The organism is Pseudoalteromonas simplex (assembly GCF_015278155.1).
Lineage (GTDB): Bacteria > Pseudomonadota > Gammaproteobacteria > Enterobacterales > Alteromonadaceae > Pseudoalteromonas > Pseudoalteromonas simplex.
This window is the reverse complement of the sequence record NZ_JADILN010000002.1, coordinates 536,340-550,605: the sequence shown is the minus strand read 5'-3', so window position 1 is coordinate 550,605 and position 14,266 is coordinate 536,340. Positions and strand designations below refer to the sequence as shown.

The window sequence follows — 14,266 nt, the reverse complement described above, 5'->3', positions numbered from 1 at the left end:
GTCATCTTTATTTATAAATTCACCTTACAACTATTGGGCTTTGTTACGCTCTTTCTGATTGCTGCTTGTGGTGATAGTTCACAGGTATCCATAACTTCTCAGAGTCGGCAACCAGACCTTATTATTAATAGTACTAAGCTCTATTTAAACTCTTGCTACAGTCTTTCTGGTGTCTTCAACCATAATGGCACTATAAAAACAAAAGTTATTCTTATATTTCCTACTCGTCCTTTAAGTATTTGCGCTGATAAGCAATCGCAGCTGAATTTTGATGGCACCTATCTTACTGTAAGAATTTGCCGCACCTCTTTTGGCGCAGGAGGTTGCGGTGTTGAAAAATATCGTACAAAAGACTACGAAAACTGGCAAGAGTACATAGGTATTACTTGGCATGATAATAAGCAATATGAAGCGTGGAGACGGTTAGGGTCAAATTCTTCAGCCGCTGATGAAATCACAAAAGTAATACCAGCCCATTAAAATCAATATGAAAAGGTAATTTACCAGTACATATATTCTACAGTGACTGTCCCTTTAAATGTGATCCTATTAAATACTATTTTCAGTGACTGTCCCTTGAAATATGGTTTAAAAACATTTAGGGATGTTGATTAGCTTTTCACATCAAAAATCACTCGTTACGAGTAAAAATTCTTGTTGGACTTGAGTCACTATTTTTCTTTTAATGCGCGGCAACAACCCTTGCCGATTTCGGCATTACTAAAATAAAAGAGAAAGATAGATGAAAGAAACAACATCACTAGAACAAGCTCGCACGAGTTACAATGTTCGTCATTGGAGCCAAGGTTTCTTTGGTATTAATGATCAAGGTGATGTGTATGTTGCGCCAAAGGCCCATGCCCCAGAGCAAACCATTGCACTAATCGATATCGCACAGCAATTACAAGACAAAGGCTTAAGCTTGCCTGCGCTAGTTCGTTTTCCACAAATTTTACATCATCGTGTACATAGCTTATGTCAGGCATTTAACACGGCTATTGAAAATTTTGGTTATCCGAAAGACTATTTGCTTGTTTACCCAATTAAAGTAAACCAACAGCGTGAAGTTGTTGAAGAAATTGTTGCAAGCCAAGCTGATATTGAAAAGAAACAATTGGGTCTAGAAGCAGGCAGTAAACCTGAGCTATTAACTGTATTAGCGATGGCTGAAAAAACCAGTGCTGTTATTGTGTGTAATGGCTACAAAGACCAAGAATACATTCGTTTAGCACTGATTGGTGAAAAACTAGGTCACAAGGTTTACATTGTTCTCGAAAAACTGTCTGAGCTAGACATGGTGCTTAGCCAAGCTAAAGAGTTAAACGTAAAGCCACGCATTGGTATTCGTGTACGTTTAGCGTCACAAGGTAAGGGCAAGTGGCAAGCAAGTGGTGGCGAAAAATCAAAATTTGGTTTGTCGGCATCGCAAGTACTCAGTGTGGTTAATCGCTTAAAAGCGTCTGATCAGCTTGATCTGATCCAACTTGTACACTTTCACTTAGGCTCGCAAATGGCCAACATCCGCGATGTTCGCTTAGGTGTGAGTGAAGCTGCGCGTTTTTACTGTGAGTTACGCAAATTAGGTGCACAAATTGATTGCTTAGATGTGGGTGGCGGTTTAGCGGTAGATTATGACGGTACTCGTAGCCAGTCACATAACTCAATGAACTACAGCCTAAGTGAATACGCTAATAACATCGTATACACCATTGGTGATACCTGTAAGTTATATGAGCAGCCAATGCCGCGCATTATTTCTGAGTCAGGTCGTGCGTTAACAGCGCACCATGCTGTATTGATCTCGAATGTTATCGGCACCGAAAGCTATGTACCAGAAGACATTCAAGCCCCAGCCGCTGATGCACCACTATTATTAAAAAACATGTGGACATCATGGCAGCAGTTAAGTGATGACAATGACGATCGTGCATTAATCGAAATTTATCATGATAGCCAAGGCGATTTAGCCGAAGCACATAATCAATTTGCACTTGGTTTGTTAGATTTAACAGAGCGAGCATGGGCGGAGCAAGTTAACTTACGTGTATGTTATGAACTTAACAAACATATGGATAACAAAAACCGTTTTCATCGCCCGATTATTGATGAATTAAATGCGCGTTTAGCAGATAAGTTTTTTGTGAACTTTTCATTGTTCCAGTCATTACCGGATGCATGGGGTATTGACCAAGTGTTTCCTGTTCTACCGCTAAGTGGTTTAACAGAAGCACCACAAAAACGCGCCGTGTTACTTGATATTACCTGCGATTCAGACGGTGCTATGGAGCACTATGTAGACGGTCAAGGTATTGAAAGCACATTACCTGTGCCAGCATTTAGCGAAGAAAAACCTTACTTAATGGGCTTTTTCTTAGTGGGTGCTTATCAGGAGATTTTAGGTGATATGCATAACTTATTTGGCGACACACACAGTGCAATTATAAAAATGGATGAGCAAGGTCAAGCGCAAATCACTGAAGTTAACGAAGGTGATACCGTTGCAGACATGATGCGTTACGTACATTTAGATGTAGAAAGCTTCCAGCAGTCTTACGCCCAGCTGGTGGCAGCTAAATTGCCAGAAACTGAGCAGCAAAGCGTTTTAGATGAGCTGCAAACTGGCTTAAATGGTTACACTTATTTAGAAGAGTTATAAGCAATGTCGACATTGTTTGACCACACAGATCATTCATTGTACTCAAACGGCATGACGTTTTTACGTCAGCCGATGGTGCAAAACATCACAGCAATCGATGCGGATGTAGTGGTGTTAGGTTTACCCTTTGATTTGGCGACCTCAGGTCGCCCTGGTGCACGTTTAGGCCCTGACGCAATTCGTCGTGCCTCAGTGCACCTGGCATGGGAAGAAACCAAGTACCCATGGACGTTTCCGTTGTTTGAGCGTTTAAAATTAGCTGATGCGGGTGATTTTACTTACCCAGTAGGCGACCCAGAATATTTTACCGCGCAGTTAGAATTAGCCGCTGAGCAAATTCTTCGTCAAGGTAAAACATTATTAGGTTTAGGTGGCGACCACTTTGTGACTTTGCCGCTACTGCGTGCCCATGCTAAGCAATATGGTAAGATGGCATTAGTGCATTTTGATGCCCATACAGATACTTACAGCAATGGCTCTCGCTATGATCACGGTACCATGTTTTATCATGCGCCGATGGAAGGGCTTATTGATGTTGATCACAGTATTCAAATCGGTATTCGTACTGATTTTGATCAAAGCAAACATGAGTTTGCAGTGATTGATGCAATGGCAGCTAATGATTTGCCTGCACAAGATATCGCAGAGCAAATTAAAGCACGTGTGGGTGACTTACCTGTGTATCTAACCTTTGATATTGACTGCCTTGATCCCGCATTCGCTCCAGGGACAGGCACTCCAGTATGTGGTGGCTTAACCAGCGATAAAGTACTCAAAGTACTTCGTGCATTGAAAGGCATTAATATGGTCGGTATGGATGTGGTTGAAGTATCTCCATCCTATGACCAAAGTGAACTAACAGCGATTGCTGCAGCGACCATTGCCAATGAGTTATTACACTTATGGACTTTGAAGCATAAATACTAAATGAGAGAGACAAAGAGCGCCATTAGGCGCTCTTTTTTTGATATTAAATTAAGCAATTAAGCGCTTCGAACATCAACCTTTAATTTAAGCTTTTGCCCAGGTTGAATGTATTTTTGCCCAGCTAATGAATTCCATTTAATAATATCTTCTACAGACACATTAAACTTAGCAGCAATGCGCGCTAACGAGTCACCACGACGAACTTTATAGGTAATGGTGCGCTCTTTGATTTGTGTAGCAGCAAGTTGTGATTTTTCTTGCTTATACACAGTTAGCTTTTGACCAACACGCAGTACCGCGTCTTTTTTCAGCTTATTCCATGTTGCAAGTTCAGCTATGGTGACATCGTACTCACGGCTGATATCCCACAGTGTATCGCCACTAGCCACTTTATGGCTAAGTTTTTTACGTGTTGCTTTATTAGCTGCCATACGCACTGACTTTGGTAAATGCTGGCTATTAATCTCACCATCGCTTAGTGGCACAAGTAATTGCTGACCAACACGAATAGTATTCGATGAAAGCTTATTCAGTGTTTTAATCGCGTTTGTGCTTGTCGAAAACTTCTTCGCAATCACAGATAAACTGTCACCGCGCGCAACAATATATTGCTGCCAGCGTAGGCGGTCTTTTTGCTCTGTTTTAGCTAGCTTGTCAGTAAACGCTTCAACTTTATCAGACGGTAATAATAAAAAGTGTGGGCCATTAGGATCCGTCGCCCAGCGATTGAAGCCAGGGTTCAAACGATAAAGCTCTGTTAAGCTAATACCTGCCATGTCAGCGGCAAGTGCTAAGTCAATTTGGCTCCCTACATTAACTGCTTCAACAACTTGAGCATTAATTATTGGCTGCCACTTAACACCAAATTCGTCACTGCGTTTTACTAGATCAGACAGCGCTAATAGCTTAGGTACGTAGGCAGTGGTCTCTCTTGGTAAATCAAGTGACCAAAAATCCGTTGGTAAATGCTTTTTACGGTTCTTTTTAATGGCACGCAGTAAACGACCTTCACCTGAGTTATAGGCTGCAATGGCATTTAGCCAATCGCCTTCTAAGGTTTTGTGTAAATATGATAAATAATCTAGCGCTGCACGGGTCGATTGCACAATGTCACGGCGACCGTCATACCACCAGTTTTGTTTTAAATCGAAACGCTCACCGGTTTGTGGCATAAATTGCCAAATGCCAGAAGCACTGCGATGTGAATAACCAAATGGGTCAAACGCACTTTCTACAATAGGTAAAAGCGCGATTTCGATTGGCATTTGACGCTTTTCGACTTCTTCTACAATAAAGTATAAGTAAGGTTCAGCGCGTTTAGAGATTCGATCTAAATAGGCCTGATGACGCGCATAATAGTTACGCTCAGCAACAACTGGGCGGTTTTGTGGCACATCAATCGAAAGCTGATAACGAATACGTTCCCACACATCATCAAATACAGGAGGCGGCTCATCAATATCGGTTAATTGTTGATATTGAGCGTTGATCATCAATGCATCATTGATGTCGCTCGGACTTGCGCCGTCTAATTGTTGCTCAACATTATTGCTCGCAACATCTGTACTTGCTGAATCAGAAGCTGTTAATTGACAGCCACTTAAAATCAGCGCAAGTGATAAAACTAAAGGAGACTTATACATATATACCCATACATCAGGTAAAAAAACTCGGCGAATATTACCTGCTCTGAGAACATATTGCCACTTTATGACCAGTTTATGTCAGCTTATTATTGCAAGATGCTGATCTAAATATACAAAATTGTAACTACCGGCGTTTACGTTTTTTAAAAGTTATCTTTCCAGGCTCTGAGACCTGCAAAGCGTTGCCAAGGTTCATTCAGATCCAAATTAATTTTTAGCTCATCAGGCAGCTCATCAGTGATTGTTGCTATATTGCTACGTAAAAATGGATTTATTTGTTTTTCCACGCCTAACTGGGTTGGCAAGCTTATTTCGTCTTTGGCGCGCAGAGTATCAACTTCATCACTGTAGCTGAGTAAGTACTCATTGTTTGGTTCAACGGCTTTTGCAAAGGCTAAGTTGGCTTGGGTGTATTCATGGGTGCAGTAGATTTTACACTCATCTGGCAGGGCTCTTAGCTTACATAACGAGTGCCACATTTGTTCTGCGCTGCCTTCAAATAATCGTCCGCAGCCAGCACTAAATAAGGTGTCGCCAGTAAAACTTAATTCATCATTAATGTAACAAATATGGTCTAGGGTATGACCAGGTGTTGCAAGCACGGTAAAGGTGTAATCATACACAGTGACTTTATCCGCTTCTGATACGCCATGAGTAATACCTTTAAAAGGGCTATGTCTTGGCCCATAAACCGGAATATCACGAAATTCCTTAACCAGTGCAGCCACACCATCGGTATGATCATAATGGTGATGAGTAATCAAAATACCGCTAAGTGTTAAGTTATGCTCGCTCAGATAGTTTAAAACAGGCTCTGCTTGACCGGGGTCGACGACCCAGGCTGTTTGCTCAGCTTCATTGCTGATGCACCAGATGTAATTATCAGAAAAGGCTTTAATTGCTTTAACTTGCACCATGTTTAATTGCTCTATAAAGTGACAGTTAACACACAGTATAACGAGCTCAGAAAATGAAACCAGCCCTTAGTTTTCAAGAAGGTCCTAAGCCATACACTTGGCAGCAGTTCCCTCATGGTGACTATTTACGTGCTGAAATTGAACGTAAGCTAACACCATGGCTGCCTCGCATGTTTGGCTATCACATGCTCAAACTTGGTAATTTAAGTGGTGAGCTGGCAACCAGTGAAAGTCCTATAAAGCATCAAGTTTGCGTCGCAGAGCAGGGGTTATTTACCGGTGTTATTGCTGATGTAGACGAGCTACCTTTTTATGAGCACAGTGTTGATGCTTGCATATTATCGCATTGCTTAGAATATCATTCTGATCCACACCATATCTTACGCGAAGCACACCGTACTTTAATTCCCGGTGGCTATCTGGTGATCACGGGCTTTAACCCGTTTAGCTTGTGTGGCTTGGCGCAGCTTTTACCTTTTAGTCGCCAAAAGTTACCTTGGACAGGGCGCTTTTTTACGCCATCACGAGTAAAAGACTGGTTGAATCTATTAGGCTTTGAGATTATTTCGGACGAGCGATTTATCCATTCATCGCTTGCAAGAGGCAACCGTTTGTCACGTTTTGCGGCGTGGCGCAGTTTTGGCCAGCAATATTTAAAGCCAATGGGCAGTGTGTATATGCTGGTGGCTCGAAAACGTGTGGCCCCGCTGACACCAATTAAACCTAAATGGCATGCAAGGCCGCAATTTTCGCCAGTGAAAGGAGCTGGGCTCAGGCAAACATCAAAGCAGCACTGTGAGCGGGATAGTTAAATAGTGTTGTTGCGTGTCTGTTTTACTTGGATACTGACCTGCACGAATATTTAATTGAATAGAAGGATGTAACAGCTTTGGTACTGCCAAGGTTGCATCGCGGCCTTCCCGAGTCGCAATAAAGCTTTGTTTATCGCCTTTTAAATGAATGTTCTGTTCACGCTGCTCTTTCACTGTGGTTTTGTTCGCCAGCGGACGGCCATCTGGTTGATAGTCATGACACATCCAAAGTACCGTATCGTCAGGAAACGCTAAAATTCGCTGTAGTGAGTCATATAACTCACCGGCATTGCCACCTGGGAAATCACAGCGGGCAGTGCCACTGTCTGGCATAAAGAAGGTGTCACCAACAAATACATTGCCATCAATGTGAAAACACACGCTGTCAGGGGTATGGCCCGGTGTGGCAATTACATCTACTGTGTAATCACCTAATTGAAATTGTGCTTTATCAGTAAATAGAGCATCAAAAGGTTCACCATTACATGGCATATCAAGATTATAAAGTTGGCTAAAGTGCTGTTGCACTTGGGTGATCCCTTCACCCGTGCCGAGTTTACAAGGGTGTGTGTCGTGTAATTGCTGCTTTATATAACTTGCTGCGGTGATATGGTCAGCATGGGCATGAGTTTCAAGTAGCCATTGTAATGTCAGCTGCTCGGTCTTTATATAGCTGATGATCTCATTGGCTGTGATAAAACTTAACTCACCACTTGGCATATCAAAATCAGCTGGCGCATCAATCAGCAAGCACTGCTTAGTGCTTTCGCAACTGACTAAGTAACAGAGAGTGGCGCTTTGTTGATGAAAAAAAGAGTGAATGCGCAGAGCCATAATGAATCCTTTATATTTTGTTATAGCCAAATCTTATAACATATAACAAAAATATAAAACGACCTGCGCCAAGTTTATTTCAAGGGGCTTTTAATTACCGTCGTAACCTGTGTCTTCAAGTAATTGATCGCTGCCAGCTGCTTCACGGGCAAGATCGTCAACAATCTCATTGTATTTATTGCCGCTATGGCCTTTTACCCAACGCCACTCTACGCTGTGTTGTTGGCAGGCCGCATCGAGTCGTTTCCATAAATCGACATTCTTAACTGGTTTTTTAGCCGCGGTTTTCCAGCCGCGCTTTTTCCAATTTTCGACCCATGACTCAATACCTTGTTTCACATATTGGCTATCGGTTGTCAGAATGACATGACAAGAGCGGGTGAGGGTTTCAAGTGCAACGATAGCAGCGAGCATTTCCATCCGATTATTTGTTGTTAGGGTGTAGCCTTGACTTAACTGCTTTTCGTGGCCGTTGTATCGCATCACGATGCCATACCCTCCAGGCCCTGGATTTCCTAAACATGATCCATCGGTGTAAATCTCTACGGTTTTCTGCACTGTTTTACCTTGATATTGTGTACAATAAAGTGAATATAGAAAGATACCAGAGTCAGGCTTAAGACGATATGGCACATAGACAAATAGTTTTAGATACAGAAACCACGGGTATTGACCCAAAGCAAGGCCACCGCATTATTGAAATCGGTTGTGTTGAACTTGTAAATCGCCGTCTTACTGGCAACAACTTTCATGTGTATATCAATCCACAACGTGAGATAGAAGAAGAAGCAATAGACGTACACGGTATCACCAATGAATTTTTGCGTGATAAACCCCTGTACCACCAAATTGCCCATGAGTTTTTAGAGTATATTCGTGGTGCTGAGCTTGTTATTCATAACGCAGCGTTCGATATCGGCCACATGGACAATGAGTTTGCATTGTTAAATCAAGGTTTTCCGAATACTGCCGATGTATGTAGTGTACTTGATACGTTAAAGATGGCGCGTGACTTGCACCCAGGTCAAAAGAATAACCTTGATGCACTTTGCCGTCGTTACGATATTGATAACTCAAAGCGTACTTTACACGGCGCATTACTGGATTCTGAGATCTTAGCCGATGTTTACCTGTCGATGACGGGAGGGCAAGTAAAGCTGAATCTTAATCAAAATAAAGATGAAGGCTCAACTCAACAAGCTGGTGGTATTCGCCGACTAAGTGCTGATAGAGCACCACTTGTAGTATTAAGAGCAACAGAACAAGAGCACGCCGCTCACGAAGAGCGTTTAGACTTGGTTGCAAAGGGTGGCCAATGCCTATGGCGTGCAGAATAGGGTAATAAAATGAGAAAACAACTACTAGCAGGATTAGTGTGTTTAATTCCCTTCACGGGATTTGCCAATGAGCAAAATAAAATAACCCCATTAGAACGTGATGGGGTGCAAAATGAAATTCCCCTGCTAGAGAACCGTTTTCGTATCGATCACAAAATCGATAAAGTAACTTTACTCTTCTTTCGTAAGCGCGGTGCCCCTGCCGTTGTGTTAGTTCGCCCTGACGGCACTAAGTATTATGCGACTGACTCAGTTAAAAATGATGACCTCGACTGGTATGATGAATTGAGCTATGACCTGGTAACGATAAGCAACCCAATGCCAGGCCCTTGGCAAGTGGTCGGCAGTATCTTGCCTGATAGCCGTATTATGGTGCTGGGTGAAATAGAGCTTAATGTTGATCCACTCCCGCCCATGCTGTTTCGTGGCGAAACAGTAAAACTAACGGGCCGCGTATTAAATGACGGTGAGCCAATAGAAGTTGGTCAGTTTAGAGATGTGATTAGTTTGCACGTTGATTTTGTTAGCACTAATAATAGTGATTACGCAAACTTTGGTGCAGGTACGCAAAGTGTTACTGACTTTAAAGATGATGGCCGTGGCTTTGATGAGCGTCCGCTTGATGGTGTGTTTACCGGTGAGTTTAAACTGGTCTTTCCGGCAGGTGAGTGGCAGCCAGAGCTATATATAGAAACGCCTATACTAAAGCGTACCGTGGTGCAAAAACCGATAGTCGTGCATGAGCCGCCTTTTGATTATGAAATAGCCCTTGCTGAGCAAGATGAAGATGACCACATTTTAACTATCTCGCTAAATCCTGAAATTGTTAAACCAGAAACTGTGCTCATTCAAGGGAAAATTTATTACCCTAATAATGAAGAGCAAATGTTTTCTTTAGATGCTGATAAATCGCAGACACGGGAACTGGCCATTAAAAATTATGATTGGGGACGATACAGTGTTGAGCTCTCTGTATATGGTAGCAACATGAATGACCGTGAATTTATGGCGACGTTACCGACGTATAAATTTGAAATTGAGCGACCAATTGAAGCTGTACCAGAAATTGTTCGCCCTGAAATTGATTTAGAAGCGCAAGCTGAGCAACAACGAATTCTTGAAGAAGAACAAAAAGCGTCCACCATGCTGATGGTGACCTTAATTGTTGTTGGAAATTTAACCGTACTTTTATTAGGTTGGCTGGCAATTAGAATTTTTGTTCAGAAGAAACCGCTGAAATTTAAAATTTCTTTACCGTTTTTAAAGAAAAAAAATCAAACCGAAAATGATGAGCAAGCAACGAATGAAAATGAAGTTGGCAAAAACGGCTCAAAAAATGATAAATCAGGTGAAATTTTAAACCTTTCGATGTCAGATGACTAAAAAACCTGTAAAAATACAAAAAACCCCTTGACGAACTAGAGGGTGATTCGTATTATTCACGCCGCTGTCAGGGGAGACTCAGTCAGCAACGAAAATGTGGAGTGGTAGTTCAGTTGGTTAGAATACCGGCCTGTCACGCCGGGGGTCGCGGGTTCGAGTCCCGTCCACTCCGCCAATTTTCGACAATTTGTAAGTATGCGCTGGAGTGGTAGTTCAGTTGGTTAGAATACCGGCCTGTCACGCCGGGGGTCGCGGGTTCGAGTCCCGTCCACTCCGCCAATTACTTGCACAACTTATGGTTGTAAAACATTTTCCTTTGCGGAGTGGTAGTTCAGTTGGTTAGAATACCGGCCTGTCACGCCGGGGGTCGCGGGTTCGAGTCCCGTCCACTCCGCCAATAGGAAAAATAAATAGCATTAAATACTGCGGAGTGGTAGTTCAGTTGGTTAGAATACCGGCCTGTCACGCCGGGGGTCGCGGGTTCGAGTCCCGTCCACTCCGCCACTATTTAAACGCTATTTTATTACAAAATTTGTATCGCGGAGTGGTAGTTCAGTTGGTTAGAATACCGGCCTGTCACGCCGGGGGTCGCGGGTTCGAGTCCCGTCCACTCCGCCAACAAATTAAGTAATAACAATGATATCTCTGCGGAGTGGTAGTTCAGTTGGTTAGAATACCGGCCTGTCACGCCGGGGGTCGCGGGTTCGAGTCCCGTCCACTCCGCCATTTGATATCATAAACAAATTAAGTGCATTACCCCATGCACATACCACTGCGGAGTGGTAGTTCAGTTGGTTAGAATACCGGCCTGTCACGCCGGGGGTCGCGGGTTCGAGTCCCGTCCACTCCGCCATTTGTTTTCCTCAAACAAATGATTAAATAAGTCTTTACATTACACTTTACTATTTACTTATCCTGACAACGTATCTCGTATCTCGTATCTCGTATCTCGTATCTCGTATCTCGTATCTCGTATCTCGTATCTCGTATCTCGTAAATTTCTTCCTATCTTGCTAATATTCTTCATTATTCCTATTTATTCAGCTTCTTATATCTGCATGAATAGCAAAGAATGGCGGCTCCACAACAAAAAGGAAATGCGTTATGAGTACATTCGGAACACAACTAAAACACTATCGCAGTGAGCTAAAACTAAGCCAACCAGAATTTGCTGAGCAAGTGGGGATAGAGCAAAGTTACCTTTCAAAACTTGAGAACGATAAATCAGTGCCTTCGAATGACACATTTCGTTCAATATTAACGGCGCTCAATCTAACAATTTGCGACTTTATGGAGCCATTAAAACATTCTGTAGATAAAGCGAGATTGATTAATGTGCCTGACATTGAAGCTTGGTATAAGCAACAAAGTAATAAGCAATTCATTAAACAGCGTTCACTCGTCTATATTGCCATACTGTTAAGTGCGCTAGGCTGTGCCATGTTTTATTTAGGGCATCAAGAAAAGCTATTCAATACAACGTTCTATGAGTACAAATCACATGGTGTAGTGAAAGATAGTGAACCAGATGGCATTTTTCATGATTGGCGAACGCTACTTGTAGAACAAAGCCGCGAGAAAATAGATGCAAAACGTCGAGAAATGATTAGCAGGCATGATTTTAAATTTTTTATCTCAGCGGACTATAAAGGTATTTCGTTTGTAGAATCTGGCGAGCAAGGCAGGCGTTTATATAGCCTTACTTCAAAAACACCTATTATCAAGCCCCATAAAGGCCATGTGTGGCTTGAGTTTTTAGGTATCTTATTGCTTGTGGTTGGTGCAGGTCTCATCACATTTGAGAGTAAACTGACAAGACAGCATTAATGAGTTGTAGAACCTGACGCGTGTTAGCTTGCGTCAGGATCTCGAGGAATTAAATGTGCAAATTGCTGCTGGTGGATTTGTTCATATAGGGTAGCTGCATAGCTTTGCGCATCATGTAATCTGCGCGTACTGATGTGTTTTCTAAGATCATCAAGTGCAGCCGTTGCAGGTTCATAACCTTGGCTACTTGCCAGACTTAACCACACCGCTCCATGAAAAACACTGTGTGGTACACCTTGCCCTTTGATGAAAAACAGCCCCATATAAAATTGCGCCCTATGGTTACCTGCCATAGCTGCTAAGCGCATCCATTTGGCAGCAAGGGGAGGCTGTTCATTTTTTAAATAATACAAAGCTTTGTTTAGTACGTTTTCAACAGATTGAGTACTTTTATTTGGCGCCGACCCTTTATCGGGTTGGGTAATAAAGGCAAGTACATTATCAAGCTGTTGCTCTAAATCTAAGCCTACTGGCGAATTATCAGACATAGTTTAGTTATTTTCTTGAAATAAAAGACCTTATTAGTTTAGAACATTGCAAGGTAAAATGTCCTCTTATTGAGATAAAATATGATAAAATTAGCCAATTAATCTCAACTTAAAGTTCAACATGTTCGAAAGACTTTTCAAAATCACTGAAAACAACACCTCTGTGCGCCGCGAGACTATTGCTGGCATCACAACATTCATTACCATGGTTTACATTGTATTTGTTAACCCTGCAATGCTTGCAGAAGCGGGAATGGATCAAGGTGCGGCATTCGTAGCAACCTGTATTGCTGCTGCAATTGGCTGTTTTATCATGGGTTTATGGGCAAACTACCCATTAGCACTGGCTCCGGGTATGGGCTTAAACGCCTTCTTCACTTATGGTGTTGTTTTGGGCATGGGCTACACTTGGCAAGCTGCATTAGGTGCAGTTTTTATGTCTGGTTGTATCTTTTTATTCTTAAGCCTATTTAAGGTGAGAGAGTGGATCATAGACGCTATTCCACTGGTATTAAAGCGAGCTATTGCCACAGGTATCGGTGCTTTCTTAGCGCTTATTGCATTGAAAAACGCTGGGATTATCGTAGCAAGCCCTGCAACCTTAGTGCAGTTAGGCGATATCACGGCCCCAGGTCCACTACTTGCAATTTTTAGCTTCTTCGTTATTGCTGCGCTGTTATATCGAGATATGAAAAGCGGCGTGCTTATTAGTATTTTACTAGTAACCGCAATTGCGCTTGGTTTAGACCTTGTGGAATATCAAGGAATTATTTCAATGCCGCCTTCAATTGCACCAACCTTTATGCAATTGGATTTTGCAGCAGCATTCGAAATCTCAATGCTAACAGTGGTTTTTGCGTTCTTATTTGTTGATTTGTTTGATACTTCAGGCACTTTAGTCGCTGTAACGCAAAAAGCAGGTATTGCTGATGAACAAGGTAAAATGCCTCGTTTAGGTCGCGCACTAAGTGCCGACAGTACAGCTACTATTGCAGGCTCAATGCTTGGTACGTCAACAACAACGTCTTACATTGAATCAGTTGCAGGTGTGTCTGTGGGCGGCCGTACAGGTCTAACTGCTGTTGTTGTAGGCATTTGTTTCTTGTTAATGATGTTCTTTGCGCCACTTGCTGGCATGATCCCAGCTTATGCAACGGCAGGTGCAATTTTATATGTAGCTGTGTTAATGATGCAAAACTTAAAGCTGGTAAATTGGGATGATATGACAGATGCCATTCCAGTGAGCGTAGTATTATTAATGACGCCGTTAACTTTCTCGATTGCTCACGGTATTGCGCTTGGTTTTATTTCTTATACTGCCGTGAAGTTGGTATGTGGTAAAAAAGATGAAATCAGTATTAGTGTGTGGGTATTAACAGCGCTGTTTATTGTTAAGTTTGCGTTTTTATCTTAATTTTCACAAAGCAAAGAAAAAGTGG

Annotated in this window: 13 protein-coding genes and 7 tRNA genes; 15 read left to right on the top strand and 5 right to left on the bottom strand. The window is 42.3% G+C overall.

Annotation, left to right across the window (positions count from 1 at the left end; translation table 11 throughout):
* The first annotated feature begins 33 nt into the window (after positions 1-33).
* From IRQ78_RS06355 to speB, 3 genes are all read left to right on the top strand, one after another.
* Positions 34-480 carry a hypothetical protein gene (locus IRQ78_RS06355; protein WP_194441628.1) on the top strand — a complete coding sequence of 149 codons (447 nt, stop codon included), beginning with the start codon at positions 34-36 and terminating at the stop codon, positions 478-480.
* Positions 481-742: 262 nt separating this feature from the next.
* Positions 743-2,656: a biosynthetic arginine decarboxylase gene (gene speA, locus IRQ78_RS06350; RefSeq protein ID WP_194441627.1), complete on the top strand. Its 1,914-nt coding sequence runs from the start codon at positions 743-745 to the stop codon at positions 2,654-2,656.
* A 3-nt stretch (positions 2,657-2,659) separates the two neighbouring features.
* On the top strand, positions 2,660-3,583 hold the full coding sequence (speB, locus tag IRQ78_RS06345) for an agmatinase (protein WP_166338923.1): 924 nt from the start codon (positions 2,660-2,662) through the stop codon (positions 3,581-3,583).
* A 56-nt stretch (positions 3,584-3,639) separates the two neighbouring features.
* Here the strand turns inward: speB and IRQ78_RS06340 are convergent, their stop codons facing one another.
* A complete protein-coding gene (locus IRQ78_RS06340; protein ID WP_138601830.1) occupies positions 3,640-5,226 on the bottom strand; it encodes a LysM peptidoglycan-binding domain-containing protein in 1,587 nt (528 codons plus the stop codon).
* 146 nt (positions 5,227-5,372) lie between these two features.
* Positions 5,373-6,146, bottom strand: a complete 774-nt coding sequence (gloB, locus tag IRQ78_RS06335; RefSeq protein WP_194441626.1) for a hydroxyacylglutathione hydrolase — start codon at positions 6,144-6,146, stop codon at positions 5,373-5,375.
* A gap of 53 nt (positions 6,147-6,199) precedes the next feature.
* Here gloB and IRQ78_RS06330 point away from each other — a divergent pair, with 53 nt between their 5' ends.
* Positions 6,200-6,958 (top strand): class I SAM-dependent methyltransferase, encoded by a 759-nt coding sequence (locus IRQ78_RS06330; RefSeq protein WP_054551627.1) that lies wholly within the window; start codon positions 6,200-6,202, stop codon positions 6,956-6,958.
* On the opposite strand, the gene IRQ78_RS06325 is transcribed toward IRQ78_RS06330, so the two are convergent.
* Entirely contained in the window at positions 6,929-7,792 is an 864-nt protein-coding gene (locus IRQ78_RS06325; RefSeq protein ID WP_194441625.1) for an MBL fold metallo-hydrolase, read from the bottom strand. The two genes, IRQ78_RS06330 and IRQ78_RS06325, sit on opposite strands and share 30 nt — an antisense overlap.
* 90 nt (positions 7,793-7,882) lie before the next feature.
* The gene (gene rnhA / locus IRQ78_RS06320) at positions 7,883-8,350 is read right to left on the bottom strand and encodes a ribonuclease HI (protein WP_063706042.1); all 468 of its coding nucleotides are present in this window, start codon (positions 8,348-8,350) and stop codon (positions 7,883-7,885) included.
* Positions 8,351-8,418: 68 nt separating this feature from the next.
* On the opposite strand from rnhA, the gene dnaQ reads away from it, so the two are divergent.
* The 10 genes from dnaQ to IRQ78_RS06270 all read left to right on the top strand — a co-directional run bounded on the left by dnaQ (position 8,419) and on the right by IRQ78_RS06270 (position 12,339).
* Positions 8,419-9,129: a DNA polymerase III subunit epsilon gene (gene dnaQ, locus IRQ78_RS06315; protein ID WP_054551624.1), complete on the top strand. Its 711-nt coding sequence runs from the start codon at positions 8,419-8,421 to the stop codon at positions 9,127-9,129.
* Positions 9,130-9,138: 9 nt separating this feature from the next.
* Positions 9,139-10,512, top strand: a complete 1,374-nt coding sequence (locus IRQ78_RS06310; RefSeq protein ID WP_194441624.1) for a TIGR03503 family protein — start codon at positions 9,139-9,141, stop codon at positions 10,510-10,512.
* Between the two features lie 98 nt (positions 10,513-10,610).
* A tRNA-Asp gene (locus IRQ78_RS06305) sits at positions 10,611-10,687 on the top strand.
* Positions 10,688-10,714: 27 nt separating this feature from the next.
* Positions 10,715-10,791 (top strand) — tRNA-Asp (locus IRQ78_RS06300).
* 41 nt (positions 10,792-10,832) lie between these two features.
* Positions 10,833-10,909: transfer RNA gene (locus tag IRQ78_RS06295), tRNA-Asp, on the top strand.
* A 30-nt stretch (positions 10,910-10,939) separates the two neighbouring features.
* A tRNA-Asp gene (locus tag IRQ78_RS06290) sits at positions 10,940-11,016 on the top strand.
* 37 nt (positions 11,017-11,053) lie between these two features.
* A tRNA-Asp gene (locus IRQ78_RS06285) sits at positions 11,054-11,130 on the top strand.
* A 31-nt stretch (positions 11,131-11,161) separates the two neighbouring features.
* Positions 11,162-11,238 (top strand) — tRNA-Asp (locus IRQ78_RS06280).
* 50 nt (positions 11,239-11,288) lie between these two features.
* Positions 11,289-11,365 (top strand) — tRNA-Asp (locus tag IRQ78_RS06275).
* Between the two features lie 251 nt (positions 11,366-11,616).
* The gene (locus IRQ78_RS06270; protein WP_194441623.1) at positions 11,617-12,339 is read left to right on the top strand and encodes a helix-turn-helix domain-containing protein; all 723 of its coding nucleotides are present in this window, start codon (positions 11,617-11,619) and stop codon (positions 12,337-12,339) included.
* Between the two features lie 23 nt (positions 12,340-12,362).
* On the opposite strand, the gene IRQ78_RS06265 is transcribed toward IRQ78_RS06270, so the two are convergent.
* Complete coding sequence (locus IRQ78_RS06265) at positions 12,363-12,827, bottom strand: SEL1-like repeat protein (protein ID WP_054551621.1); 465 nt, start codon at positions 12,825-12,827, stop codon at positions 12,363-12,365.
* 121 nt (positions 12,828-12,948) lie between these two features.
* Here IRQ78_RS06265 and IRQ78_RS06260 point away from each other — a divergent pair, with 121 nt between their 5' ends.
* Positions 12,949-14,241, top strand: coding sequence for an NCS2 family permease (locus IRQ78_RS06260; RefSeq protein ID WP_054551620.1), 1,293 nt, complete (start codon positions 12,949-12,951; stop codon positions 14,239-14,241).
* Positions 14,242-14,266 lie beyond the last annotated feature (25 nt).

Excerpts from the sequence above, each read along its gene's own strand:
- speA (WP_194441627.1), top strand. The coding sequence starts at position 743 with ATGAAAGAAACAACATCACTAGAACAAGCTCGCACGAGTTACAATGTT.
- speB (WP_166338923.1), top strand. The coding sequence starts at position 2,660 with ATGTCGACATTGTTTGACCACACAGATCATTCATTGTACTCAAACGGC.
- IRQ78_RS06340 (WP_138601830.1), bottom strand. The coding sequence starts at position 5,226 with ATGTATAAGTCTCCTTTAGTTTTATCACTTGCGCTGATTTTAAGTGGC.
- gloB (WP_194441626.1), bottom strand. The coding sequence starts at position 6,146 with ATGGTGCAAGTTAAAGCAATTAAAGCCTTTTCTGATAATTACATCTGG.
- IRQ78_RS06330 (WP_054551627.1), top strand. The coding sequence starts at position 6,200 with ATGAAACCAGCCCTTAGTTTTCAAGAAGGTCCTAAGCCATACACTTGG.
- IRQ78_RS06325 (WP_194441625.1), bottom strand. The coding sequence starts at position 7,792 with ATGGCTCTGCGCATTCACTCTTTTTTTCATCAACAAAGCGCCACTCTC.
- dnaQ (WP_054551624.1), top strand. The coding sequence starts at position 8,419 with ATGGCACATAGACAAATAGTTTTAGATACAGAAACCACGGGTATTGAC.
- IRQ78_RS06310 (WP_194441624.1), top strand. The coding sequence starts at position 9,139 with ATGAGAAAACAACTACTAGCAGGATTAGTGTGTTTAATTCCCTTCACG.
- IRQ78_RS06270 (WP_194441623.1), top strand. The coding sequence starts at position 11,617 with ATGAGTACATTCGGAACACAACTAAAACACTATCGCAGTGAGCTAAAA.
- IRQ78_RS06265 (WP_054551621.1), bottom strand. The coding sequence starts at position 12,827 with ATGTCTGATAATTCGCCAGTAGGCTTAGATTTAGAGCAACAGCTTGAT.
- IRQ78_RS06260 (WP_054551620.1), top strand. The coding sequence starts at position 12,949 with ATGTTCGAAAGACTTTTCAAAATCACTGAAAACAACACCTCTGTGCGC.